Below are 22,017 nucleotides of genomic sequence, written 5' to 3'. Positions count from 1 at the left end.
AAAACTTGAATCTCATTTTAATTAAGTTTTATTTATATGGCATGTCCCCGAAAAAAATCGGGGTCGCGCTTTCGCTACTCAATCTTTTTGTTTTTTTTAGTAAAACAAAAAGGATTTCAAACAAACCGCTCAATCGCTCATGCACCCAACTGCCATTTTAGCATTTATACAAAATTGGTTAACTATTTGCTATCTTTATTTTTATGAATAACCAAGATCCTTTTAAATTTTCAACTGGTGTTATAGCCTACCCAATCTTTTTTGTACTAACCATTTGGTTGGTGTATTGGTTTGAAGTACGTTTTGGGTATCATTTTAATAAATTTGGTATTTATCCGCAAACATTACATGGGTTGTCTGGCGTGGTATTAAGTCCGTTTATACACGGTAGCATTTCCCATCTATATCATAATACCATACCACTTTTCGTATTGTCAACGGCATTATTCTATTTTTACAGGCAAATCGCTTGGAAAGTATTACTATATGGTATTATAGTGTCTGGGTTTTTAACATGGAGTATTGGTAGACCATCATACCATATTGGAGCAAGCGGACTTATTTACGTTTTAGTAAGTTTCATATTTTTTAAAGGTGTTATAGCAAAACATTATAGGCTTATAGCATTATCACTTTTAGTTGTTTTCCTTTACGGAAGTATGATTTGGTATGCATTACCACTTGAAGATGGCGTATCATGGGAAGGCCATCTTTCAGGTTTAATAACAGGCTTATTATTTGCTTTTTTATTCAAAAAATCAATTGCTAAACCTAATAAGTTTGAATGGGAAACACCAAACTATAATGACTCTAACGACCCATTCTTAAAGCATTTTGATGAAAACGGCAATTTCATTGAAAAAATAGAACCTAAAGAGGAACAAAATCAATCAGATATAAATTACATTTTTAAAGAGAAAAGTAGCGATAATTTATAATTATTAGTTGTCAATTGTCAATCTTTGTCTAACCACTTCATACAAAAAAGCGCCACAAGCAACCGAAACATTTAAAGATTCAATATCTCCAAGTATAGGCAATTTTGCTTTAGCATCAACCACCTTTAAAATTGAAGGATTTATACCTCTATCCTCCGAACCCATAATAATAGCACAAGGTTCAGTAAAAGTAACATCGTATAAGGTATTATCTGTTTTTTCGGTAGCAGCAATCACTTTAATACCTGACGATTGCATGTAAAATACAGCATCTTTTATGTGGTCCACTTTACAAACAGGTACTTTAAAAACAGCACCTGCACTTGTTTTAATAGTATCACCATTTACAGGAGCGCCACCTTTTTTCTGGATAATAATTCCAGAAACACCAGTACATTCAGCAGTACGTATAATGGCTCCAAAATTTCTAACATCGCTTAATTGATCTAATAATAAAAACAAAGGTATTTTTCCAGATTCTATAACATTGAGTACTAGTGTTTCTAAATCATAAAATGCAATAGGTGAAATTTGAGCAACAGCACCTTGATGGTTTTTATTGGTAAGTCTGTTAAGTTTTTCAACAGGCACATATGATATGTTTATAGAATTTTTGTTTAATAATGACTCTAGTTCACTAAAAAGATCACCTTTTAAACCCTTTTGCAAAAAAACTTTATCAATAGTTTCTCCAGCATTTATAGCTTCAATTACAGCTCGTATTCCAAAAATTTGTGTTTGGTTTTCCATGGGTTAAAGGTATAAAAAAAGCCGAAGAAATTATTTTCTTCGGCTTTATAAAATGTAAAAATGAAAACTAATTAATGCTCATCATCAGCAAAACCAGTTCTTTTGTAACCTTTCATAGTATAAATAGTTCCAGGATCATCTGAAAATTCGATATCAAAAGATATTCCATCTGTTGGATTTCCAGCAGGGGTTATTACATCACCTTTTGTTATCTTACCATTTGTAATATTAACAGTAATTTGGTATCCATCAAAATCACTAGCTAAGTTATTCCCGGAAAAAGTTAGAGCAGACAGATTTACAGGTGTTTTGGCTAAAAATTCCCAAATATGACCATTGTCATTTATCCACATTTCATTTGCACTATTTGAGGCTGTGTTATAGGTAGTGATTAATGAATAATCAAGTGCTAAATTTTGCCCTACGAAGGTTTGAACATACCAATCACCAGCCATAGCTTCAACTTTAGAACCTCCTACATCATTATCTTCAACTTCATCACATGAAGTCAAACTTAGAAACATTATCAGTGTTAATGCTCCTAAAACAGATTTAATTTTTATATTTTTCATATAGTATTTTTTTATAATTGAACTTGTTTTAATTGTATTTTAAATACACCAGAAGATGCAGTGCCATATGTAGATGTGAATGTTATTGTTTTTGTTGTAGCATCAACAACCATATTAGACATATTTAATGTGATTCCAAAGGCTGCAATTGGTCCAGGGGTAAATGAAAAGCTATTTGTAGCTAAATCGTTTACTGTTATTGTTGCGTCTGATGTAGCATAATTAGAACCATATCCTCGGCCTATGTCATAATATCCTCCAACGGCATCTGAAATTGCATATTTATTTGTACCTATTTTTTTAATAAATACATAATTCAAAGCTGAATATTGAGCCGTAACAGAAAATGATGGACCTCTTTGAACATCAGAGGAATAAAGACCTGATATATCAGAAGTTAAATTACCAGTAGATGGTTTTACCCAAATTGTTTTAGTTGCAGTACCTGGAAATCCATCTTTATTGATTGCGGAGTAAGTAACAAAATATAAATCTGGTGAATCAGTGCCAAAATCTCCTCCAAAATAAACTCCTTTAGAGAAAGATGTTGTGGTTTCAATCACTGCGCCACCTTCTGTAGAAACAGCACCTGCATCAGTATAAGTATCACCTTGATTCAAAAATAGAACATCTGGACCATTTAGTGTAATTATAGGGTAATTTGTAATACTTGAAACACCGTCTGTGTTATCAATAGTACATGAAGTAAAAACTCCAAGAAGTACTAACAAAAATATACTTAAATTTTTCATTTTTTTTTCTTTTAATTAATTTAAATCAAACCAAACAGGTTCAGTAATTGAAATTATTGAACTAGGAGCATTTGAGTTTCTCTGTAATTCTGTTGAAGGATACTCAAATCTTCTAGGAAATTTACCTCCTGTTTTTCCTTCTACAGAATAAGCAAACTCTCCTTGAACATAAGAAGCACTAGTTTGAGATATAGCAGATTTTTTAGGTATCCCAGTTCTATTGTGCTCAAAAAATGCTTCATAACCATTTCCAGGGAAACAAGATATCCATTTTTGAGTTAAAATAGCTTTTAAATTTTGAGAACTTGTACCGTTAGGGTATGCATAGTTGCCAGTTAAAAGTGAACCAGAAGTTAAGTTCCAACGACTGAAAGATGCATTTACAGCTTCATCATATAGTGATTTAGCTTTAGTTCCTGAACCATATCTAACATCTGCTTCGGCTTGTAAAAATAAACTTTCCGATTTTGAAATAAAGTATAATGGATCTGTAGCTGTAAGTATAACTACAGAGGCATTACTAGATCCTTCATCAAAATTACCTTGAACTTGAAAAGTTGTTCCATTGTAGTATTTGGCTAACCTAGCATCTGAATTTGCAGAAAGAAAGCCGCCTAGTGTTTGACTTGCACGCAGGTTAGTTCCAACATTTAGTTGGCGTCTATCAGATTCATACAAAGGATTACTTTTACTATCTTCATTCGCAAATTGAGTTATAGCAGCGTCAGTAGATAAAAATTCAACACCTGATGATAATAATGCATTTATACCATTCTGTGCTATTGTAGGTCTAACTTGAGATTGTCTCATATATAGTTTTAATAACAATGTGTTTGCAAATTGTTTCCATTTATCCATATCACCTCCAAAAATTAAATCAGTACTTCCAGGTGAATTTTCTATTGGGGATTCAAGGAAATTTTTGCCTAAAGCTTCGGTTAAATCGGCAACCATTTTATCATATACAACATCAGGTTGTTCAAATTTAGGATTTAAAATTGCTGTGTTGTTAGCTTCAGAATATGGTATTGATCCAAAAATATCTACTAAAATTTGAGAAGTATGCACTTCAAGCGTAGTAGCTATTAAATAATAATTCCAGTTTTTTTCAGATAAAGCATTAGCTTTTATGTTTTTAACATCGGTTAAAGCATCATACATAGCAAACCAAAAACCAGTAATCAATGAATTTGAAGAGTTTAAGGAATAATCATCAATTACTTTGTATTGATTGGCTACAGCACTTTGTGTCCAATATTGACTCCAAAAACCTCCAGCTATTGCTAAATAAGATCCAGTAGCACCTCCAATACCTGTAATAGCAGCGGGTAACTCTGCAGACATAGGAACTTGGTCTGGGCTTAATAAATCTGGGTCTTTATTTATGTCTAAATCAGTATTACAAGAAGTAAATACTAATAAACTAGTTAAAAGTAAACTAGCTATATTTTTAGTTATATTTTTCATTTGTACAATAATTTAAATTTAGAATGTGAATTTTATACTTGTGCCATAAGATCTTTGTGAAGGATTCGTTGCAAACTCACCAAATTCACTTCGTAAACCATTACCATAAGTAGTGGTTTCAGGGTCAACAAACGTATTGTTTGAAGGAGTCCATAAGAATAAATTTTGCCCGTAAACTGAGAATGTTAAATCTGTAAATCCCCATTTATTTACAAGGCTTGTTGGTACAGAATAAGATAACGATAAATCTCTTAGTCTAACAAAAGTTTTGTTAATTATATGTTCTCCTTCAATTGCTGCATTTTGAGAATCATTATAGAAAGCTGTAACATCATCATAAGCAACAGGAGTTGTGTTTTCAACATAACCACCAGCACCATCAGACACTACAGAGTTTGGTATAATAAAAGGATTTCTTCCGTTGTATGTGGTTTCTACGGCATTACCAACAAAATAACTTAATCTTTTTGTATATGAGTACATTTGACCTCCTTGTTTCCAATCTAAGCCCATAGACAATCTAAAGTTTTTATATTTAAATGTGTTTTTAAAACCAAGAATAAAATCTCTTTGAGATGTACCTGCGTAACCTTCTTGTCCGCTGTAAGTATAATAACCTGTATCTGGATTAGCTATATATTCTCCAGTATCAGTTTTGTCTGGTGTTGGTGTATAAAACACACCTAAAGGTTTGCCTTCCTCAGCATAGAAATTCGTGTCATAAGCGTTGTAAATCAGTATTTTACTGGTTTCGCCTTCAGTTGCTTCAATTCGAACTTTATCTACATTACTCATGTTTTTTGTAAAAGTAAAAGTAGCATCCCAAGTAAAACTATCTGTAACAATTGGTTTTATACCTAATGATATTTCTACACCTTTATTTGTTAGATCAACGAAATTACCTGTAACTGTACTATAACCAGTAGAACTGGCTACAGGAGAGTCTACAATTAAATCTTTTGTTTTTCGATTGTAGTAAGTGAAATCAAGGTTAATTCTATTATTAAAAAGCCTTGTTTCAGTCCCAATTTCAATCTCATCAGTAATTTCAGGTTTTAAACTTTGATTTTCAATTCTTCCAAATATTTCATAACCATTTACACCTCCAAAAGGATAAGTAATACTTCCATAATAAGCTGCGTTTGTTGATTGTCCAGCTGTAGCAAATATTTGATAAGCACCTGTATCATTACCAATTCTAGCCCAACCTAATCTAAGTTTTGAAAAAACAGTATTATTATCCGCTAAAATTGCTGCAAATGAAGCTGAAGGATAGAAATAGCTATTCTTTTCAAAGGGAAGTGACGATGATGAATCATTTCTAGCAGTTAGTGTTAAATAATATTTTTCTAGATAACCTAATTCAACTTGACTGTAAGCACCAAAAACGCGTTTTACAGCATTACTTTGTGATATAGTTGGTGTACTAGCTGAATTTGATAATTCATAGTAATCAGGTAAATCTAAATCTGTCACAGTAACACCCAATACATCCGAATTAGTTTCATTGAAATTGACACCAAGTAGCGCATTAATAGATAATTTATCATTAATTTTCGCATTATAATTTAGATTAAAATAGGTATCAAATTGTCTTGAAGTATACTTTGCTTCTTGTACACCACCTACAACTCCGTTTGCATTTGCCAAATCTTGGGGAGAACCAGGCACATATTCTATAATAGATCCATACCTTTTCACTGTTTGGTTATCTATATCTGTACTCAACTGATAAGTAGCAGAAAATTTATCATTAAATAAGTAAGTGAAATTAGCATTTCCATAAAACCTGTCTTTTTCAATATCTACCACATTGCTAGCTAAAGTAATGTAGGGATTTGAAGCATAAGGTGTATAAAAATAACTAGGAGTATTCCAAAGTGAAGATAAATCTTTCATATCTACGATACTAACATCATTAGGCATTTGTATCATTTCTTGAATTAATGATTTTCCGAAACTTGCATCATCACCTTGACCAGTAGGTACAGCACCTTGTTTTATATGACCATAATTTGCACTAAACCTAGCTTTGAATTTATCACTTCCAGTCCCAGCGTTAATTCCAAAGTTGTTTTTTGTGAACGAATCTTGGTCTGATGGGATAACCCCGTCTGTATCAACACGTGAAAAAGTAAAAGATACATCTGAGTTCTCATTGCTACCACTTATTCCTATTGAATTATTATAGGAATAACCGCGGTTATAAAAATCTCTTACATTATTTTCCAAAGGGATATAAGCCTTAATCAATTGTTGATTATTAATAATTCTACTCCATGGTTTAACTAAACCGTTGAAGGCTGGTCCCCAAGAACCGTTTTCATTACTTTGAGCAGTAGATCCTTCACCTTGAACATTAGAATAAGAAACACCTGCCCAACCAGTTCCAAATTCTTGTTGAAAATGAGGTACACGGGCAACTTCCTGTAAGTCTATACTTGACGAAACATTCACTTTTAACTTATTTTTACCTCTTTTAGTGTTGATTACAATTACCCCATTAGCTCCCCTAGAACCATAAAGTGAAGTTGCTGCTGCACCTTTTAAAAAGTTTATACTTTCAATGTTATTTGGATCTATGTCATTAAGACCAGAACCAGCATCAAATGAACTTGTTGACCCAATACTACTTCTATTGGTGTCAAGAATAGGAGATCCATCTATAATGTATAGAGGAGAGTTTGATCCAGTAATAGAGCTAATACCTCTAAATATAACCTTTGTTGAAGCACCTGGTTGTGCAGGAGATGAAATGTCAACACCTGCTACTTTACCAGACAAACTTTGTAATGGATTGCCAGTTGAGACTTCAGTAAGTTCTTCACTAGTTACTTTTGTAGCTGCGTAACTAAGAGATCTAGCTTGTCTTTGAGTTCCAAAGGCAGTGATCACAACTTCTTCTAAAGATTGAGCATCTTCGCTGAGAGTTACATTAATTAAATTAGATGAACCAACTTTTGTTTCTTTGGTAGTATACCCAACAAAGCTAATTACTAGAGTTTCCCCTTGTTTTGCTTTAATTGAATATTTTCCATCGAAATCTGTTGATGTACCTGAAGCAGTACCTTTAACTAAGACAGTTGCTCCAGGAAGCGGTAAACCAGAACCATCTGATACTGTACCTGAAATTGTCTTTTCTTGTGCGAACGTTAGTTGCACGACAAACGCTAGTAGTAGCGTTAGAATTCCACTAAACTTTGTTTTCATTTTATAATTATTTGAATTAGTCAATGTCAAAAATCATAATAAAAAGTTAATAAAACAATAAATAATGGTTAAAATTTACTGTTTTACTCTAAATTTTAAGAAAACGGCAAAAAATAATTAAAAATTAGCGGTTAAACTGAGGTGTATTTTATAATTAGACAGCTTAAATGGGGTATTCTCAATTTTACTATTAGCGAAATTAAATTTTAATAAACCTGAATTAGTTAAAACTCCAAATCCAAATCCAAATCCAATTAATTTTTCTTGATTATTAGTTATTTTATTTTCAAAATAAGCAGTATCTATTATTGTATGAACGTACATATAGTTATTTAATTGATATCTATACTCAGTATTTATTAATCCAAAAAGAGAAGCGTATATACTGTTTTCTTCAAAACCTCTTATGGAGTTTATGCCTCCAAAGCGAAATAATTCATTTTCTAAATAATTATTTGAGGTTAAAAAAGCACTATTCAACCTAAAAAAAAGACTGTTTTTTGCATTTAGATTAAATATTTTAAATGCATCAATGCTAATTTGAGACTGTTTTTCCTTAATATTTGTTTGAATTCTGTTTCCTAAATTCGTTTCAATGTAAAATTTCGAGTTAATAGGAAAAATGTATGAGCTTGATTGTGGGTTTAAAAACTCATAGGCCAATGTTGTGTAATTGGTTTTGTAATCAAATACAGTTAAGCTGGTGTTTGTGTTTAGTAAATTGTTTGATTGAATAGATTGAACTCCTGCATATACTTTGTGCTTAGGGCTTATTTGATAATGTAATTTAACTGCTTGATTAACGGTGTTAAATGTTGAATCTTTTTTGAAAATTCGTAGAGATACATCAAATCCAATAGGTGATTTAAACAAATATGGTAAACTTAAGTTGGTTTCAAATGTTTTTTGGTCGTTTTCATCACTTTTATAGAGTAGTCTGAAAGATTCACCATAATTTAAATTATTTGTAAGATTTAAATTTAAATAGCCATCAAATTGTATTTTGTTGGTATCTTCATTAGTTCCAAAACCTAAAAAGCCATCAAAAGTATTACTTCTGGTTTTTTGAAGATACAAGTACAGGGTTGTAGAGTCTTTAGAAAATAAGACTTCGGGAGGTTTTACTTCACTAGCAAATCTTAAATTAGATAAACGTTCGGTTTTTATTTTAATCTCGTTTAAGTTTAAAGTTTGTTGCGATTTAATTTTTAGGTAATATTTTAGGTAGGAGCGAGGAAATTTTTCGTAACCTTTTATAATAATGTCGCTTATTAATCGCTTTTGTTTTGTTGATGTTGTTATTAGGTTAGCTTTTAAATAGTTGGTGTCTGTTATTTCAATATTAGATAATTTTAATTTTGAAAACGGAAATCCTTTTTCTGAAATTTTTAAATTGATAAGGTTTAAAGTAGTTTCAATTGTGTTAAATGCTATAACAAAATAGGTGTCAAATACTTTGTCAGAAACAATATTTAATAGCTTTGAATCAACTTGTAGATTGTCATAATATATATGTATAAATTCATATTTGTTTTTTAAATGGAGTTGAGCTAAAAAAACAGAATCGTTAAGTTTTGCGATTTGGTTTAATTCGTTTTCAATGTAACCTGCTTTCAAAAGTGTTTTTTGTAGTGAATCTATTTCATTTTTGATAGCGCTATAATTAGGATGCGTTTTATTGTATTCATATGAATTAATAATAGTTGTTTCAAGCGCATTATTACCTTCAATACTAAGTTTTAAGTTTTGGCTAAATAGTTTAGCAGAAACGCATACATATATAATAAAGTATAAAGCTATTGTTTTTTGCACGATAAAAGACAGCTGTTTTGTGATGTAAATCTAACGGAAAACTTACACTAATAACATTAGTAATAAAAAAATATTATAAATGATGTGAAAATTAATGAATTAGGATTTGAATTTTACATTTTAATTTCTACCTTTGCAGCCCTCTTAAAAGAGGATTATTAAATTTATATATAATATATATGCCAACAATTTCACAATTAGTACGAATAGGAAGAGCCAAAATAACCAAGAAGAGTAAATCGGCTGCTTTAGATTCGTGTCCACAACGTCGTGGGGTTTGTACGCGTGTTTACACTACTACACCTAAAAAACCTAACTCAGCAATGCGTAAAGTTGCTCGTGTTAGATTAACAAATGGTAATGAGGTAAATGCATACATCCCAGGTGAAGGTCACAATCTGCAAGAGCACTCGATAGTATTGGTTAGAGGTGGAAGAGTAAAAGATTTACCAGGGGTTAGATATCATATCGTTCGTGGTGCTTTAGACACAGCAGGTGTAGCAGGTAGAACACAACGTAGATCTAAGTATGGAGCAAAACGTCCAAAACCAGGACAAGCACCAGTAGCTCCAACAAAAGGTAAGAAAAAGTAATTAAAACTTTTAAGAAGAAGACATGAGAAAAAGAGCAGCAAAAAAGAGACCGCTTTTGCCAGATCCACGTTTTAACGATCAGTTAGTAACTCGTTTCGTTAACATGATGATGTGGGATGGAAAGAAGTCTGTGGCTTTTAAAGTATTTTACGATGCGATTGACATTGTAGAGTCGAAAAAAACAAACGAAGAAAAGACAGCTTTAGAAACATGGAAAGATGCTTTATCAAATGTGATGCCTCACGTAGAAGTACGTAGTCGTCGTGTTGGTGGTGCAACATTCCAAATTCCAATGCAAATTCGTCCAGATCGTAAAGTTTCAACAGCAATGAAATGGTTAATTAGCTATTCACGTAAAAGAAACGAAAAATCTATGGCGCAACGTTTAGCTTCTGAAATTTTAGCAGCAGCTAAAGAAGAAGGTGCAGCGGTTAAGAAAAGAGTTGATACTCACAAAATGGCAGAAGCTAACAAAGCATTCTCTCACTTTAGATTTTAATACGACATGGCAAGAGATTTAAAATATACAAGAAATATAGGTATCGCTGCTCATATTGATGCTGGTAAAACAACAACAACAGAGCGTATACTTTATTATACAGGAGTTTCACATAAAATTGGTGAAGTGCACGATGGTGCTGCAACTATGGACTGGATGGAGCAAGAGCAAGAGCGTGGTATTACTATCACATCGGCTGCTACAACTTGTGAGTGGACATTTCCAAGAGAAAATGGAGAGCCAACTGCAGATGCTATGGCATACCATTTTAATATTATTGATACGCCAGGTCACGTTGATTTTACTGTTGAAGTAAATCGTTCATTACGTGTTTTAGATGGTTTGGTATTTTTATTTAGTGCAGTTGATGGTGTTGAGCCACAATCTGAAACTAACTGGAGACTTGCTGATAACTATAAAGTGCCACGTATTGGTTTCGTAAATAAAATGGACCGTCAAGGGGCTAATTTTATGGAAGTTTGTCAACAAGTAAAAGATATGTTGAAATCTAACGCGGTGCCAATCGTTTTAAACATTGGTGACGAAATCGATTTTAAAGGTATTGTTGATTTAGTAAAAAACAGAGCAATCGTTTGGCATGATGAAACACAAGGGGCAACTTTTGATGTTATCGAAATTCCAGAAGAATTGAAAGCTGAAGCAAAAATGCTTCGTGGTAAACTTATTGAAGAAGTTGCTGCTTACGATGAAAATTTGCTTGAAAAATATATGGAAGATGAAGATTCAATTACAGAAGACGAAGTGCATGCTGCGCTTAGAGCTGCTGTAATGGATATGTCTATCATTCCAATGATTTGTGGATCATCATTCAAAAATAAAGGTGTACAATTCTTATTAGATGCCGTATGTCGTTATTTGCCTTCTCCAATGGATAAAGAAGGTATTGTAGGTGTTAATCCAGATACAGAAAAAGAAGAATTACGTAAACCATCTGTAAGCGAGCCTTTCGCAGCATTGGCATTCAAAATTGCAACCGATCCTTATGTTGGTCGTTTAGCATTCTTCCGTGCTTACTCAGGTCGTTTAGATGCAGGTTCTTATATTTTGAACAACCGTTCAGGAAACAAGGAGCGTATTTCTCGTATCTACCAAATGCATGCTAATAAACAAAATGCTATCGATTTTATTGAAGCAGGAGATATTGGAGCAGCAGTAGGTTTTAAAGATATTAAAACAGGAGATACACTTTCTGCTGAAAAACATCCTATTGTTTTAGAATCTATGAACTTCCCTGATCCCGTAATTGGTATCGCAGTTGAGCCTAAAACAAAAGCAGATGTTGATAAATTAGGTATGTCTTTAGCAAAGTTAGCTGAAGAAGATCCAACATTTACAGTTAGAACTGATGAGGCTTCAGGGCAAACAATCATATCTGGTATGGGTGAGCTTCACTTAGATATTATTGTTGACCGTTTACGTCGTGAATTTAAAGTTGAAGTAAACCAAGGTGCGCCTCAAGTAGAGTACAAAGAAGCTATTACGCGTAAAGCTGATCATAGAGAGGTTTACAAAAAACAATCTGGTGGTCGTGGTAAATTTGCTGATATCGTATTTACCTTAGAACCAGCTGAAGAAGGTAAAACAGGTTTAGAGTTTATTTCTGCAATTAAAGGTGGTAACGTTCCTAAAGAATTTATCCCTTCTATTGAAAAAGGATTTAAAGCAGCCATGAAAAATGGTCCATTAGCAGGTTACGAAGTTGATGCCATGAAAGTAACATTAACAGACGGTTCTTACCATGATGTGGATTCGGATGCATTGTCTTTTGAATTAGCGGCTAAATTAGGTTTTAAAGCAGTAGCAAAAGCAGCAAAAGCTGTAATTATGGAACCTATTATGAAACTGGAAGTTATTACACCAGAAGAAAATATGGGTGACATTGTAGGCGATTTAAATAGACGTCGCGGACAAGTAAATGATATGGGTGATAGAGCAGGAGCAAAAACTGTAAAAGCACACGTACCATTATCTGAAATGTTTGGTTATGTAACTACATTAAGAACATTATCATCAGGTCGTGCAACATCAACTATGGAATTTTCACATTATGCTGAAACGCCTTCAAACATATCTGAAGCAGTTATTAAAGCAGCAAAAGGCGTTGAAGCTTAAAATTTAAGAAAATGAGTCAAAAAATCAGAATAAAATTAAAATCTTACGATCACAATTTGGTAGATAAGTCTGCTGATAAGATTGTAAAAACTGTAAAAAGTACAGGTGCGGTGGTAACAGGTCCTATTCCATTACCAACAAACAAGAAAATTTTCACTGTTTTACGTTCTCCTCACGTAAATAAAAAGGCTAGAGAACAATTTCAATTAAGCTCATACAAGCGTTTATTGGATATTTATTCTTCGTCTTCAAAAACAATTGATGCTTTAATGAAACTTGAATTACCAAGTGGTGTTGAAGTAGAAATTAAAGTGTAAGTAGTAACAGAAACATGTCCTTAACGATGGTTAAGGAAAAACGGTAAAATACAATTCAAGGCTGAAACGTATTTTTAGCCTTGAATTTTTTTTAAATAAATAGTAATAATAAATAAATAATAATTATGTCTGGGTTAATTGGAAAAAAAATCGGTATGACCAGCATTTTCGATGAAAATGGAAAAAACATTCCATGTACAGTAATCGAAGCTGGACCATGTATCGTTACCCAAGTCAGAACTGAAGAAGTTGATGGCTACAAAGCTGTTCAATTAGGTTTCGATGACGCGACAGAAAAAAGTGCTACTAAAGCTGACCAAGGTCATGCTAAAAAAGCAGGAACTTCTGTAAAACGCAAAATCGTAGAATTCAAAGGTTTTGAGGAGGAGTACAAATTAGGTGATGCAATCACTGTTGAGCACTTCATTGAAGGTGAATTTGTTGATATCTCTGGGATATCAAAAGGAAAAGGATTCCAAGGTGTTGTTAAACGTCATGGGTTTGGTGGTGTAGGTCAAGCTACTCACGGTCAACATAATCGTTTAAGAGCTCCTGGTTCTGTTGGTGCGGCATCGTATCCTGCTAGAGTTTTTAAAGGAATTCGTATGGCTGGTAGAATGGGTGGAGACTCAGTAAAAGTTGAAAATTTAAGAGTTTTAAAAGTAGTAGCAGATAAAAATCTGTTAGTAGTTAAAGGTTGTGTGCCTGGACATAAAAACTCTTATGTAATTATTAGAAAATAATGAAAGTAGCAGTTTTAGATATAAACGGAAAAGATACAGGTAGAAAAGCAGAGCTTTCTAAAGATGTATTTGCTATAGAGCCTAATAATCACGCAGTATACTTGGATGTTAAACAATATTTAGCAAACCAAAGACAAGGAACTCACAAAGCTAAAGAGCGTGCTGAGATTTCTGGAAGTACTCGTAAGCTTAAAAAGCAAAAAGGAACTGGTACAGCGAGAGCTGGTAGTATTAAGTCTGGTGTATTCAAAGGTGGTGGTCGTATGTTCGGTCCAAGACCAAGAAATTATAGCTTCAAGCTTAATAAAAATTTAAAGCGTTTAGCACGTAAATCAGCTTTAAGTATCAAAGCAGGTGAGCAATCAATTGTTGTGTTAGAAGACTTCAATTTTGAAGCTCCAAAAACTAAGAATTTTACTGCTGTTTTAAAGGCTTTAAACTTAGAAAACAAAAAATCTTTGTTTGTGTTGGGTGCTTCAAATAATAATGTATATTTGTCGTCACGCAATTTAAAAGGCTCAGAAGTTATAACCGCTTCAGAATTAAATACTTACAAGATTTTAAATGCAAATCAAGTAGTGCTTTTAGAAGGAGCTTTAGAAGGAATTGAAACAAATTTAAGTAAATAGAAACCATGAGTATCTTAATTAAACCTATAATCACAGAAAAAGCAACAGCTAATAGCGAGTTAAATAACTGCTATACTTTTGCGGTGAATACTAAGGCGAACAAGGTAGAAATCAAAAAAGCGGTAGAAGCTGCTTATGGTGTTTCTGTTGAAAAAGTTCGTACTATAAATGTCCGTCCAGAAAGAAGAACCCGTTATACAAAAACAGGTATTCAACATGGTAAAACAAATGCTGTTAAAAAAGCAATTGTACAACTGGCGGAAGGTGAAATGATTGATTTATACAGTAACATGTAATTAAAGACTAATGTCAGTAAGAAAATTAAAACCAATCACACCAGGACAGCGATTTAGAGTAGTAAATGGATTTGACGCCATTACTACTGATAAGCCGGAAAAGAGTTTACTCGTTCCGAACAAAAGGTCTGGTGGTAGAAACAGTCAAGGAAAAATGACCATGCGCTACATAGGTGGTGGTCATAAAAGAAAGTATCGTATTATCGATTTTAAACGTGACAAAGCTGGAATTCCAGCAGAAGTTAAGTCTATCGAATATGATCCAAACAGAACAGCTTTTATCGCATTATTAAATTATCAAGATGGCGAAAAAAGATATGTAATTGCTCAAAATGGTTTACAAGTAGGGCAAACCGTGGTTTCAGGAGAGAATGTTGCTCCAGAAATTGGTAATGCCATGCCGCTTAGCCAAATTCCATTAGGAACTATTATTTCTTGTGTAGAGTTACGTCCAGGGCAAGGAGCTATTATGGCTCGTAGTGCTGGTGCTTTTGCTCAATTAATGGCAAGAGATGGTAAATTTGCAACAATTAAATTACCTTCTGGTGAGACAAGATTAATTCTTGTTAACTGTTTAGCAACGGTAGGTGTTGTTTCTAATTCAGATCATCAATTATTAGTATCTGGTAAGGCAGGTAGAACAAGATGGTTAGGTAGAAGACCACGTACTAGACCAGTAGTTATGAACCCTGTAGATCACCCAATGGGAGGTGGTGAAGGTAAATCATCTGGAGGACATCCACGTTCTAGAAAAGGTATACCAGCTAAAGGTTATAGAACTCGTTCTAAAAAGAATGCAAGTAATAAATATATTGTAGAACGTAGAAAGAAATAAGACATGGCAAGATCATTAAAAAAAGGACCTTACGTTCATTATAAATTAGAGAAAAAAGTGGCTGACAATGTTGAAGCTAACAAAAAAACCGTAATCAAAACTTGGTCTAGAGCCTCTATGATTACACCAGATTTTGTTGGACAAACAATTGCAGTACACAATGGCCGTCAATTTGTACCTGTTTATGTGACAGAAAATATGGTAGGTCATAAATTAGGAGAATTTTCACCAACACGTTCATTCCGTGGACATGCAGGTGCTAAAAATAAAGGTAAAAAGTAGTAAGCTATGGGAAGTCGTAAAAAACAAATGGCAGACGCTATTAAGGAAGGTAACAAGCAAGTTGCTTTTGCTAAACTTAATAATTGTCCTACGTCACCGAGAAAAATGCGTTTAGTAGCCGATTTAGTAAGAGGCGAAAAAGTAGAAAAAGCACTTAATATTTTAAAATTTAACCAAAAAGAAGCTTCATCTAAATTAGAAAAATTGCTTTTATCAGCAATTGCTAACTGGCAGTCTAAAAACGAAGAAGCTAGCATTGAAGATGCAGAATTGGTTGTAAAAGAAATAAGAGTTGATGGCGGTGCAATGTTAAAAAGATTGCGTCCAGCACCACAAGGTCGAGCACACAGAATTAGAAAACGTTCAAACCACGTAACAATCGTAGTTGGAGCAAACAATAACACACAAAGCTAAGATAGACAATGGGACAAAAAACAAATCCAATCGGAAATCGCTTAGGTATTATCAGAGGATGGGAATCTAACTGGTACGGAGGTAATGATTATGGAGATAAGCTTGCCGAAGACGATAAAATTAGAAAATACGTACACGTACGTTTATCTAAAGCTAGTGTAAGTAGAGTAATTATTGAAAGAACTTTAAAACTTGTAACCGTTACTATCACAACGGCTCGTCCAGGTATCATAATTGGTAAAGGCGGTCAAGAGGTAGACAAGTTAAAAGAAGAACTTAAAAAAATTACTGGAAAAGAAGTTCAGATTAATATTTTTGAAATTAAAAGACCTGAACTTGATGCATTTTTAGTAGGATCTAGCATTGCACGTCAAATTGAAAACAGAATTTCATACCGTCGTGCTATTAAAATGGCTATTGCTGCTACAATGCGTATGAACGCTGAAGGAATTAAAGTTCAAATTAGTGGTCGTTTAAACGGAGCTGAAATGGCGCGTGCAGAACACTACAAAGAAGGACGTATTCCTTTATCAACCTTTAGAGCCGATATTGATTACTCACTTGTTGAGGCACACACTACTTATGGTAGATTAGGTGTGAAAGTGTGGATTATGAAAGGTGAAGTATATGGTAAAAGAGAACTTTCTCCGCTAGTTGGTTTATCCAAAAAGCAAGGAAAGGCAGGTGCAGGAGCACCACGTGGAGGAAATAATTCTAAACCACGTCGAAGAAAGTAATTTTTTATAAAGTAAAGAAAAATGTTACAGCCTAAAAGAACAAAATTTCGTAAGCAACAAAAAGGACGTATGAAAGGTCTTTCTCAAAGAGGACATCAACTTTCAAACGGAACTTTTGGTATAAAATCACTCGAATCTGAGTTTTTAACATCGCGTCAAATAGAAGCTGCACGTATTGCTGCTACACGTTACATGAAAAGAGAAGGTCAACTTTGGATTAAAATATTTCCAGACAAGCCTATTACAAAAAAGCCTCTTGAAGTACGTATGGGTAAAGGTAAAGGTGCTGTAGAGTATTGGGTAGCGGTTGTAAAACCAGGAAGAATGCTTTTTGAAGTAGGAGGAGTATCACTAGACATCGCTAAAGAAGCGTTACGTTTAGCTGCTCAAAAACTACCAGTTAAAACTAAGTTTATAATTGCTCGCGATTACGAAGCATAATTTATTTGATATTATGAAACAATCAGAAATTAAAGAATTATCAGTAGCCGAGTTACAAGAGAAACTTGGTGAAACAAAAAAGAGTTATTCAGACCTAAAATTAGCTCATGCAATATCTCCTTTAGAAAATCCAATTCAATTACGTTCTATAAGAAGAACAGTAGCAAGAATTGCGACAGAATTAACTAAAAGAGAATTACAATAATTCTGCTAAAAGATGGAAACAAGAAATTTAAGAAAAGAACGTATAGGAGTTGTTACAAGTAACAAGATGCAGAAATCTATTGTGGTTTCTGAAGTGAAAAAAGTAAAACACCCTATGTATGGTAAGTTCGTGTTAAAAACTAAAAAATATGTTGCACACGACGAAACGAACGATTGTAACATTGGAGATACTGTAAGAATCATGGAAACAAGACCTTTAAGTAAATCTAAATGTTGGAGATTAGTTGAAATCATAGAAAGAGCTAAATAATATGTTACAGCAAGAATCAAGATTAAAAGTAGCAGATAACACTGGAGCAAAGGAAGTTTTAACTATCCGTGTTCTAGGTGGCACTAAAAGAAGATATGCTTCTGTGGGAGACAAAATAGTTGTTTCAATTAAAGATGCAACACCTAATGGAAACATTAAAAAAGGTGCTGTTTCAACTGCAGTTGTTGTTCGTACAACAAAGGAAGTAAGAAGACCAGACGGATCTTATATAAGATTTGACGATAACGCATGTGTGCTTTTAAACGCTCAAGGTGAGATGAGAGGAACACGCGTATTTGGTCCGGTTGCTAGAGAACTTCGTGATAAACAATTCATGAAAATTGTATCATTAGCACCTGAAGTGCTTTAATACATTAATTTAAGATGACAAAGCTTAAAATAAAAACTGGAGATACTGTAAAAGTAATTGCTGGAGACCATAAAGGTGCTGAAGGCAAAGTACAAAAAGTATTAATAGACAAGAACAAAGCCATCGTTGAAGGTGTAAATTTGGTTAAGAAACATACTAAACCAAGTGCAAAAAACCCTCAAGGTGGTATCGTAGAAAAAGAAGCTGCTATTCATGTTTCTAACTTATCATTGTTAACCAAAAAAGGTGAAACAACAAGAGTTGGTTACAGAGTAGAAGGCGATAAGAAAGTAAGATTTTCAAAAAAATCTAATGAAGTAATATAGTTATGGCATATTCACCGAGACTTAAAGAAGAGTATAAAAGCAGAGTTATTGCAGCTCTTACAGACGAATTTGGATATAAAAATGTAATGCAAGTTCCTAAACTACAAAAGATAGTAATATCTAAAGGAGTTGGAGCAGCAGTTGCAGACAAAAAGTTAATTGACTACGCAGTAGAAGAATTAACTACTATATCTGGACAAAAAGCTATAGCAACATTATCTAAAAAAGACGTTGCAACTTTTAAATTACGTAAAGGCATGCCTATTGGGTGTAAAGTTACTTTACGCGGCGAAAGAATGTACGAATTTTTAGATCGTTTAGTTACTTCTGCACTTCCACGTGTAAGAGATTTTAACGGAATTAAAGCTACAGGATTTGATGGACGCGGTAACTACAATTTAGGAATTACCGAGCAAATTATATTCCCAGAGATTAATATTGATAAAGTTAATAAAATCTCAGGTATGGATATTACATTTGTAACGTCTGCAGAAACTGATAAAGAAGCAAAATCATTATTAACCGAATTAGGATTACCTTTTCAAAAGAACTAAGTTATGGCTAAAGAATCAATGAAAGCCCGCGAGGTAAAAAGAAACAAAGTTGTAGCTAAATATGCTGAAAAACGTAAAGCTTTAAAAGAAGCTGGAGATTATGAAGCATTACAAAAGTTACCAAGAAACGCAAATCCAGTTCGTTTACATAACAGATGTAAATTAACAGGAAGACCTAGAGGGTATATGAGAACTTTCGGAATATCTCGTGTAACTTTTAGAGAAATGGCCAACAATGGTCTTATTCCTGGAGTAACAAAAGCAAGTTGGTAATATTATTAAATTAATCAGATTTAAGGTTCAACCATCCAACGTTGAAAACCAAAGTCACAAAATCAATTCATTATGTACACAGATCCAATAGCGGATTATTTGACAAGAATTAGAAATGCAGTACGTGCAAATCACAGAGTGGTTGAAATACCTGCATCTAATCTTAAAAAAGACATCACTAAAATATTATTCGAACAAGGATATATTTTAAGTTACAAGTTTGATGATTCTTCAGTACAAGGAACTATTAAAATAGCTCTTAAGTACAACAAAGAAACTAAAGAACCTGTAATAAAAAAGATTGAAAGAATAAGTAAACCAGGTTTACGTAAATATGCAAGTTCAAAAGAACTACCTAGAATCTTAAATGGTCTTGGTATTGCCATCGTTTCAACGTCTCATGGCGTTATGACAGGTAAACAAGCAAAAAGAGATAATGTAGGTGGTGAAGTATTGTGTTACGTTTACTAAAAAGGATAAGACATGTCAAGAATAGGTAATAACCCAGTAGTAATTCCACAAGGCGTTACAGTTGATATAAAAGACGGAGTAGTTACAGTAAAAGGAAAAATGGGTGAATTAACTCAAAATTTTGATTCTGTAGATATTAAAGTTGAAGATGGAAATGTTTTAGTAACACGTTCTTCTGATTCTAAAGATCAAAAAGCAAAACATGGTTTATATAGATCATTAATGCGTAATATGATTGAAGGTGTTTCAAAAGGATGGACTAAAGAATTAGAATTAGTAGGTGTAGGATACAGAGCTAGTAACCAAGGTCAAAAATTGGAATTAGCATTAGGTTTTTCACACGCTATTGTAATGAGTTTAGCTCCTGAAGTTAAAGTTGAAACAGTTTCAGAAAAAGGAAAAAACCCAATCATTAAACTTACATCACACGATAAACAACTTGTAGGACAAGTTGCTGCTAAAATTCGTGGATTTAGAAGACCAGAACCTTATAAAGGAAAAGGTATCAAGTTTGTTGGTGAGGTAGTAAGAAGAAAAGCAGGTAAATCAGCTTAATAAGTAAGTTATGGCATTAACAAAATACGAAAGAAGAATAAGAATTAAAAGCAGAATACGTAAGATAGTTTCTGGTACAGAAGCTAGACCTAGATTAACTGTTTTTAGAAGCAATAAAGAAATTTATGCTCAAGTAGTAGATGACGTAACTGGTGTAACTATCAGTGCAGCATCTTCAAGAGATAAAGATATTAGTTCTGCAAAAGCAACTAAAATTGAAGTAGCTAAATTAGTAGGTAAGTCGCTTGCTGAAAAAGCTTTAAAAGCAGGTGTAGAAACGATCGCTTTTGATAGAGGTGGTTATTTATACCATGGTAGAGTAAAATCATTAGCTGATGGGGCTAGAGAAGCAGGACTTAAATTCTAAGAAATTATGTATCGTAAATATAAAAGCGCAGAATTAGTAAAACCAGGTGGATTAGATCTAAAAGATCGTTTAGTTGGTGTACAAAGAGTTACAAAAGTAACAAAAGGTGGTAGAGCATTTGGTTTCTCAGCAATTGTAGTAGTTGGTGATGAAGCAGGTGTTGTAGGACAAGGTTTAGGAAAATCTAAAGACGTAGCTAGTGCAATTGCAAAAGCCGTTGAAGATGCTAAGAAAAACCTAGTTCGTATTCCTTTAAAAGGAAAAACATTACCACATGAGCAAAAAGGTAAATTTGGTGGAGCAAGAGTAAATATTATTCCTGCTGCTCAAGGTACAGGTGTAATTGCTGGTGGTGCTGTAAGAACAGTACTTGAAGCAGTTGGTGTGCACGATGTATTATCAAAATCTCAAGGATCATCAAACCCTCATAACGTTGTTAAAGCTACTTTTGATGCTTTATTACAACTAAGAGATGCAAATGCAATTGCTAAAGATAGAGGTATTTCACTTGAACAAGTTTTTAAAGCTTAATACAGACAGAGATGGCAAAAATTAAAGTAACAAAAGTTAAAAGCGCAATCAATTGTCCGCAAAGACAAAAAAGAGTTTTAGAATCTTTAGGTCTTAGAAAAATTGGTCAAGTAAAAGAGCACGAAGCTACATCAAGTATTCTTGGTATGGTAAGTAAAGTAAATCACTTAGTTTCTGTAGAAGAAATTAAATAATATTATACTGAAAAATGGATTTAAGTAATTTAAAACCTGCAGAAGGTTCAGTTAAAAATCAAGGAAAAAGAATAGGTAGAGGACAAGGTTCTGGAAAAGGTGGTACTGCAACCCGCGGTCACAAAGGAGCTAAATCGCGTTCTGGTTATTCTAAAAAAGTAGGTTTTGAAGGAGGTCAAATGCCACTTCAAAGACGTGTTCCTAAATTTGGTTTTACAAATGTTAACCGTGTAGAGTATCAAGGTATTAATTTAGATACGTTACAACAATTGGTTGATGAGAAAAAAGCAACTGACACTGTAGATTTCGATACATTATTCACAAACCGTTTAGCTGGAAAAAATGATCTAGTTAAGATACTAGGTAGAGGTGAATTAAAAGCGAAATTAAAAGTATCAGCACACAAATTCACTGCTTCAGCAAAAGCTGCAATAGAAGCTGCTGGAGGAGAAGCTGTAACTTTATAAGACCTTATTATAAG

General features: G+C 33.4%; 31 protein-coding genes. 25 read left to right on the top strand and 6 right to left on the bottom strand.

Annotated features, from left to right (window positions below):
- Positions 1 to 203 precede the first annotated feature (203 nt).
- Positions 204 to 938 carry a rhomboid family intramembrane serine protease gene (locus ACFQ1R_RS07305; RefSeq protein ID WP_379925477.1) on the top strand — a complete coding sequence of 245 codons (735 nt, stop codon included), beginning with the start codon at positions 204 to 206 and terminating at the stop codon, positions 936 to 938.
- 3 nt (positions 939 to 941) lie between these two features.
- Here the strand turns inward: ACFQ1R_RS07305 and rlmB are convergent, their stop codons facing one another.
- From rlmB to ACFQ1R_RS07275, 6 genes are all read right to left on the bottom strand, one after another.
- The gene (gene rlmB / locus ACFQ1R_RS07300) at positions 942 to 1,688 is read right to left on the bottom strand and encodes a 23S rRNA (guanosine(2251)-2'-O)-methyltransferase RlmB (protein WP_379925476.1); all 747 of its coding nucleotides are present in this window, start codon (positions 1,686 to 1,688) and stop codon (positions 942 to 944) included.
- A gap of 71 nt (positions 1,689 to 1,759) precedes the next feature.
- Positions 1,760 to 2,212 carry a lipid-binding protein gene (locus tag ACFQ1R_RS07295; protein WP_379925474.1) on the bottom strand — a complete coding sequence of 151 codons (453 nt, stop codon included), beginning with the start codon at positions 2,210 to 2,212 and terminating at the stop codon, positions 1,760 to 1,762.
- A gap of 59 nt (positions 2,213 to 2,271) precedes the next feature.
- A complete protein-coding gene (locus ACFQ1R_RS07290; RefSeq protein WP_379925473.1) occupies positions 2,272 to 3,012 on the bottom strand; it encodes a BT_2262 family domain-containing protein in 741 nt (246 codons plus the stop codon).
- Between the two features lie 15 nt (positions 3,013 to 3,027).
- On the bottom strand, positions 3,028 to 4,479 hold the full coding sequence (locus tag ACFQ1R_RS07285) for a SusD/RagB family nutrient-binding outer membrane lipoprotein (protein WP_379925472.1): 1,452 nt from the start codon (positions 4,477 to 4,479) through the stop codon (positions 3,028 to 3,030).
- A gap of 18 nt (positions 4,480 to 4,497) precedes the next feature.
- A complete protein-coding gene (locus ACFQ1R_RS07280; protein WP_379925471.1) occupies positions 4,498 to 7,689 on the bottom strand; it encodes a SusC/RagA family TonB-linked outer membrane protein in 3,192 nt (1,063 codons plus the stop codon).
- Positions 7,690 to 7,806: 117 nt separating this feature from the next.
- The gene (locus ACFQ1R_RS07275; protein WP_379925470.1) at positions 7,807 to 9,501 is read right to left on the bottom strand and encodes a hypothetical protein; all 1,695 of its coding nucleotides are present in this window, start codon (positions 9,499 to 9,501) and stop codon (positions 7,807 to 7,809) included.
- A 179-nt stretch (positions 9,502 to 9,680) separates the two neighbouring features.
- Between ACFQ1R_RS07275 and rpsL the strand changes: the two genes are divergently transcribed.
- The 24 genes from rpsL (at position 9,681) to rplO (ending at position 22,003) form a co-directional block, all read left to right on the top strand.
- Positions 9,681 to 10,094, top strand: coding sequence for a 30S ribosomal protein S12 (rpsL, locus tag ACFQ1R_RS07270; RefSeq protein WP_379925469.1), 414 nt, complete (start codon positions 9,681 to 9,683; stop codon positions 10,092 to 10,094).
- Positions 10,095 to 10,116: 22 nt separating this feature from the next.
- Complete coding sequence (rpsG, locus tag ACFQ1R_RS07265) at positions 10,117 to 10,593, top strand: 30S ribosomal protein S7 (RefSeq protein WP_117172458.1); 477 nt, start codon at positions 10,117 to 10,119, stop codon at positions 10,591 to 10,593.
- Positions 10,594 to 10,599: 6 nt separating this feature from the next.
- Positions 10,600 to 12,726, top strand: a complete 2,127-nt coding sequence (gene fusA, locus ACFQ1R_RS07260) for an elongation factor G (RefSeq protein WP_379925468.1) — start codon at positions 10,600 to 10,602, stop codon at positions 12,724 to 12,726.
- Between the two features lie 11 nt (positions 12,727 to 12,737).
- Positions 12,738 to 13,043: a 30S ribosomal protein S10 gene (rpsJ, locus tag ACFQ1R_RS07255; RefSeq protein WP_111309258.1), complete on the top strand. Its 306-nt coding sequence runs from the start codon at positions 12,738 to 12,740 to the stop codon at positions 13,041 to 13,043.
- Between the two features lie 125 nt (positions 13,044 to 13,168).
- Complete coding sequence (gene rplC, locus ACFQ1R_RS07250) at positions 13,169 to 13,786, top strand: 50S ribosomal protein L3 (protein WP_379925467.1); 618 nt, start codon at positions 13,169 to 13,171, stop codon at positions 13,784 to 13,786.
- Positions 13,786 to 14,415, top strand: a complete 630-nt coding sequence (gene rplD, locus ACFQ1R_RS07245; protein ID WP_379925466.1) for a 50S ribosomal protein L4 — start codon at positions 13,786 to 13,788, stop codon at positions 14,413 to 14,415. The genes rplC and rplD overlap by 1 nt, the downstream gene beginning before the upstream one ends.
- Before the next feature lie 5 nt (positions 14,416 to 14,420).
- Positions 14,421 to 14,711 (top strand): 50S ribosomal protein L23, encoded by a 291-nt coding sequence (gene rplW / locus ACFQ1R_RS07240; protein WP_379925465.1) that lies wholly within the window; start codon positions 14,421 to 14,423, stop codon positions 14,709 to 14,711.
- Positions 14,712 to 14,721: 10 nt separating this feature from the next.
- Positions 14,722 to 15,546, top strand: a complete 825-nt coding sequence (rplB, locus tag ACFQ1R_RS07235; RefSeq protein ID WP_379925464.1) for a 50S ribosomal protein L2 — start codon at positions 14,722 to 14,724, stop codon at positions 15,544 to 15,546.
- A 3-nt stretch (positions 15,547 to 15,549) separates the two neighbouring features.
- Complete coding sequence (gene rpsS, locus ACFQ1R_RS07230; RefSeq protein WP_028283873.1) at positions 15,550 to 15,828, top strand: 30S ribosomal protein S19; 279 nt, start codon at positions 15,550 to 15,552, stop codon at positions 15,826 to 15,828.
- A 6-nt stretch (positions 15,829 to 15,834) separates the two neighbouring features.
- Entirely contained in the window at positions 15,835 to 16,242 is a 408-nt protein-coding gene (gene rplV, locus ACFQ1R_RS07225; RefSeq protein WP_379925463.1) for a 50S ribosomal protein L22, read from the top strand.
- A gap of 8 nt (positions 16,243 to 16,250) precedes the next feature.
- Entirely contained in the window at positions 16,251 to 16,979 is a 729-nt protein-coding gene (gene rpsC / locus ACFQ1R_RS07220) for a 30S ribosomal protein S3 (protein ID WP_379925462.1), read from the top strand.
- 21 nt (positions 16,980 to 17,000) lie between these two features.
- Entirely contained in the window at positions 17,001 to 17,420 is a 420-nt protein-coding gene (gene rplP / locus ACFQ1R_RS07215; RefSeq protein ID WP_117172449.1) for a 50S ribosomal protein L16, read from the top strand.
- A 13-nt stretch (positions 17,421 to 17,433) separates the two neighbouring features.
- Entirely contained in the window at positions 17,434 to 17,625 is a 192-nt protein-coding gene (gene rpmC, locus ACFQ1R_RS07210; protein WP_034043309.1) for a 50S ribosomal protein L29, read from the top strand.
- Between the two features lie 12 nt (positions 17,626 to 17,637).
- Positions 17,638 to 17,895, top strand: a complete 258-nt coding sequence (rpsQ, locus tag ACFQ1R_RS07205; RefSeq protein WP_044637136.1) for a 30S ribosomal protein S17 — start codon at positions 17,638 to 17,640, stop codon at positions 17,893 to 17,895.
- 1 nt (position 17,896) lies between these two features.
- Positions 17,897 to 18,265: a 50S ribosomal protein L14 gene (rplN, locus tag ACFQ1R_RS07200; protein WP_132218421.1), complete on the top strand. Its 369-nt coding sequence runs from the start codon at positions 17,897 to 17,899 to the stop codon at positions 18,263 to 18,265.
- Positions 18,266 to 18,279: 14 nt separating this feature from the next.
- Positions 18,280 to 18,591: a 50S ribosomal protein L24 gene (gene rplX / locus ACFQ1R_RS07195; RefSeq protein ID WP_379925461.1), complete on the top strand. Its 312-nt coding sequence runs from the start codon at positions 18,280 to 18,282 to the stop codon at positions 18,589 to 18,591.
- A gap of 2 nt (positions 18,592 to 18,593) precedes the next feature.
- Positions 18,594 to 19,145 (top strand): 50S ribosomal protein L5, encoded by a 552-nt coding sequence (gene rplE / locus ACFQ1R_RS07190; RefSeq protein ID WP_379925460.1) that lies wholly within the window; start codon positions 18,594 to 18,596, stop codon positions 19,143 to 19,145.
- 3 nt (positions 19,146 to 19,148) lie between these two features.
- Entirely contained in the window at positions 19,149 to 19,418 is a 270-nt protein-coding gene (rpsN, locus tag ACFQ1R_RS07185; protein WP_379925459.1) for a 30S ribosomal protein S14, read from the top strand.
- Positions 19,419 to 19,490: 72 nt separating this feature from the next.
- A complete protein-coding gene (gene rpsH / locus ACFQ1R_RS07180; protein WP_304386786.1) occupies positions 19,491 to 19,889 on the top strand; it encodes a 30S ribosomal protein S8 in 399 nt (132 codons plus the stop codon).
- Positions 19,890 to 19,901: 12 nt separating this feature from the next.
- Positions 19,902 to 20,444 carry a 50S ribosomal protein L6 gene (gene rplF / locus ACFQ1R_RS07175; RefSeq protein WP_379925458.1) on the top strand — a complete coding sequence of 181 codons (543 nt, stop codon included), beginning with the start codon at positions 19,902 to 19,904 and terminating at the stop codon, positions 20,442 to 20,444.
- Between the two features lie 10 nt (positions 20,445 to 20,454).
- On the top strand, positions 20,455 to 20,811 hold the full coding sequence (gene rplR, locus ACFQ1R_RS07170; protein WP_379925457.1) for a 50S ribosomal protein L18: 357 nt from the start codon (positions 20,455 to 20,457) through the stop codon (positions 20,809 to 20,811).
- Between the two features lie 6 nt (positions 20,812 to 20,817).
- Positions 20,818 to 21,342 carry a 30S ribosomal protein S5 gene (gene rpsE / locus ACFQ1R_RS07165; RefSeq protein WP_379925456.1) on the top strand — a complete coding sequence of 175 codons (525 nt, stop codon included), beginning with the start codon at positions 20,818 to 20,820 and terminating at the stop codon, positions 21,340 to 21,342.
- A gap of 11 nt (positions 21,343 to 21,353) precedes the next feature.
- Positions 21,354 to 21,536, top strand: coding sequence for a 50S ribosomal protein L30 (gene rpmD / locus ACFQ1R_RS07160; RefSeq protein WP_379925455.1), 183 nt, complete (start codon positions 21,354 to 21,356; stop codon positions 21,534 to 21,536).
- 14 nt (positions 21,537 to 21,550) lie between these two features.
- Complete coding sequence (gene rplO / locus ACFQ1R_RS07155; protein WP_379925454.1) at positions 21,551 to 22,003, top strand: 50S ribosomal protein L15; 453 nt, start codon at positions 21,551 to 21,553, stop codon at positions 22,001 to 22,003.
- The last annotated feature ends 14 nt before the right edge of the window (positions 22,004 to 22,017 follow it).

It is taken from the genome of Mariniflexile jejuense (assembly GCF_042675665.1).
Lineage (GTDB): Bacteria > Bacteroidota > Bacteroidia > Flavobacteriales > Flavobacteriaceae > Mariniflexile > Mariniflexile jejuense.
Note: the sequence above shows the minus strand (reverse complement) of the source record. Positions and strands in the feature narration are given on the sequence as shown.

Bases quoted from the DNA above. Each gene is read 5' to 3' on its own strand.
- rplN (WP_132218421.1), top strand. From the start codon at position 17,897: ATGTTACAGCAAGAATCAAGATTAAAAGTAGCAGATAACACTGGAGCA.
- rpsS (WP_028283873.1), top strand. From the start codon at position 15,550: ATGGCAAGATCATTAAAAAAAGGACCTTACGTTCATTATAAATTAGAG.
- rplD (WP_379925466.1), top strand. From the start codon at position 13,786: ATGAAAGTAGCAGTTTTAGATATAAACGGAAAAGATACAGGTAGAAAA.
- rlmB (WP_379925476.1), bottom strand. From the start codon at position 1,688: ATGGAAAACCAAACACAAATTTTTGGAATACGAGCTGTAATTGAAGCT.
- rpsJ (WP_111309258.1), top strand. From the start codon at position 12,738: ATGAGTCAAAAAATCAGAATAAAATTAAAATCTTACGATCACAATTTG.
- rplW (WP_379925465.1), top strand. From the start codon at position 14,421: ATGAGTATCTTAATTAAACCTATAATCACAGAAAAAGCAACAGCTAAT.
- rpsE (WP_379925456.1), top strand. From the start codon at position 20,818: ATGTATCGTAAATATAAAAGCGCAGAATTAGTAAAACCAGGTGGATTA.
- rplE (WP_379925460.1), top strand. From the start codon at position 18,594: ATGGCATATTCACCGAGACTTAAAGAAGAGTATAAAAGCAGAGTTATT.
- rplX (WP_379925461.1), top strand. From the start codon at position 18,280: ATGACAAAGCTTAAAATAAAAACTGGAGATACTGTAAAAGTAATTGCT.
- rplR (WP_379925457.1), top strand. From the start codon at position 20,455: ATGGCATTAACAAAATACGAAAGAAGAATAAGAATTAAAAGCAGAATA.
- rpsG (WP_117172458.1), top strand. From the start codon at position 10,117: ATGAGAAAAAGAGCAGCAAAAAAGAGACCGCTTTTGCCAGATCCACGT.
- ACFQ1R_RS07290 (WP_379925473.1), bottom strand. From the start codon at position 3,012: ATGAAAAATTTAAGTATATTTTTGTTAGTACTTCTTGGAGTTTTTACT.
- rpsQ (WP_044637136.1), top strand. From the start codon at position 17,638: ATGGAAACAAGAAATTTAAGAAAAGAACGTATAGGAGTTGTTACAAGT.
- ACFQ1R_RS07280 (WP_379925471.1), bottom strand. From the start codon at position 7,689: ATGAAAACAAAGTTTAGTGGAATTCTAACGCTACTACTAGCGTTTGTC.
- rplO (WP_379925454.1), top strand. From the start codon at position 21,551: ATGGATTTAAGTAATTTAAAACCTGCAGAAGGTTCAGTTAAAAATCAA.
- rpsN (WP_379925459.1), top strand. From the start codon at position 19,149: ATGGCTAAAGAATCAATGAAAGCCCGCGAGGTAAAAAGAAACAAAGTT.
- rpmD (WP_379925455.1), top strand. From the start codon at position 21,354: ATGGCAAAAATTAAAGTAACAAAAGTTAAAAGCGCAATCAATTGTCCG.
- rpsH (WP_304386786.1), top strand. From the start codon at position 19,491: ATGTACACAGATCCAATAGCGGATTATTTGACAAGAATTAGAAATGCA.
- ACFQ1R_RS07285 (WP_379925472.1), bottom strand. From the start codon at position 4,479: ATGAAAAATATAACTAAAAATATAGCTAGTTTACTTTTAACTAGTTTA.
- rplP (WP_117172449.1), top strand. From the start codon at position 17,001: ATGTTACAGCCTAAAAGAACAAAATTTCGTAAGCAACAAAAAGGACGT.
- rpmC (WP_034043309.1), top strand. From the start codon at position 17,434: ATGAAACAATCAGAAATTAAAGAATTATCAGTAGCCGAGTTACAAGAG.
- rplC (WP_379925467.1), top strand. From the start codon at position 13,169: ATGTCTGGGTTAATTGGAAAAAAAATCGGTATGACCAGCATTTTCGAT.
- rplV (WP_379925463.1), top strand. From the start codon at position 15,835: ATGGGAAGTCGTAAAAAACAAATGGCAGACGCTATTAAGGAAGGTAAC.
- ACFQ1R_RS07295 (WP_379925474.1), bottom strand. From the start codon at position 2,212: ATGTTTCTAAGTTTGACTTCATGTGATGAAGTTGAAGATAATGATGTA.
- rplF (WP_379925458.1), top strand. From the start codon at position 19,902: ATGTCAAGAATAGGTAATAACCCAGTAGTAATTCCACAAGGCGTTACA.
- fusA (WP_379925468.1), top strand. From the start codon at position 10,600: ATGGCAAGAGATTTAAAATATACAAGAAATATAGGTATCGCTGCTCAT.
- rplB (WP_379925464.1), top strand. From the start codon at position 14,722: ATGTCAGTAAGAAAATTAAAACCAATCACACCAGGACAGCGATTTAGA.
- rpsC (WP_379925462.1), top strand. From the start codon at position 16,251: ATGGGACAAAAAACAAATCCAATCGGAAATCGCTTAGGTATTATCAGA.
- rpsL (WP_379925469.1), top strand. From the start codon at position 9,681: ATGCCAACAATTTCACAATTAGTACGAATAGGAAGAGCCAAAATAACC.
- ACFQ1R_RS07305 (WP_379925477.1), top strand. From the start codon at position 204: ATGAATAACCAAGATCCTTTTAAATTTTCAACTGGTGTTATAGCCTAC.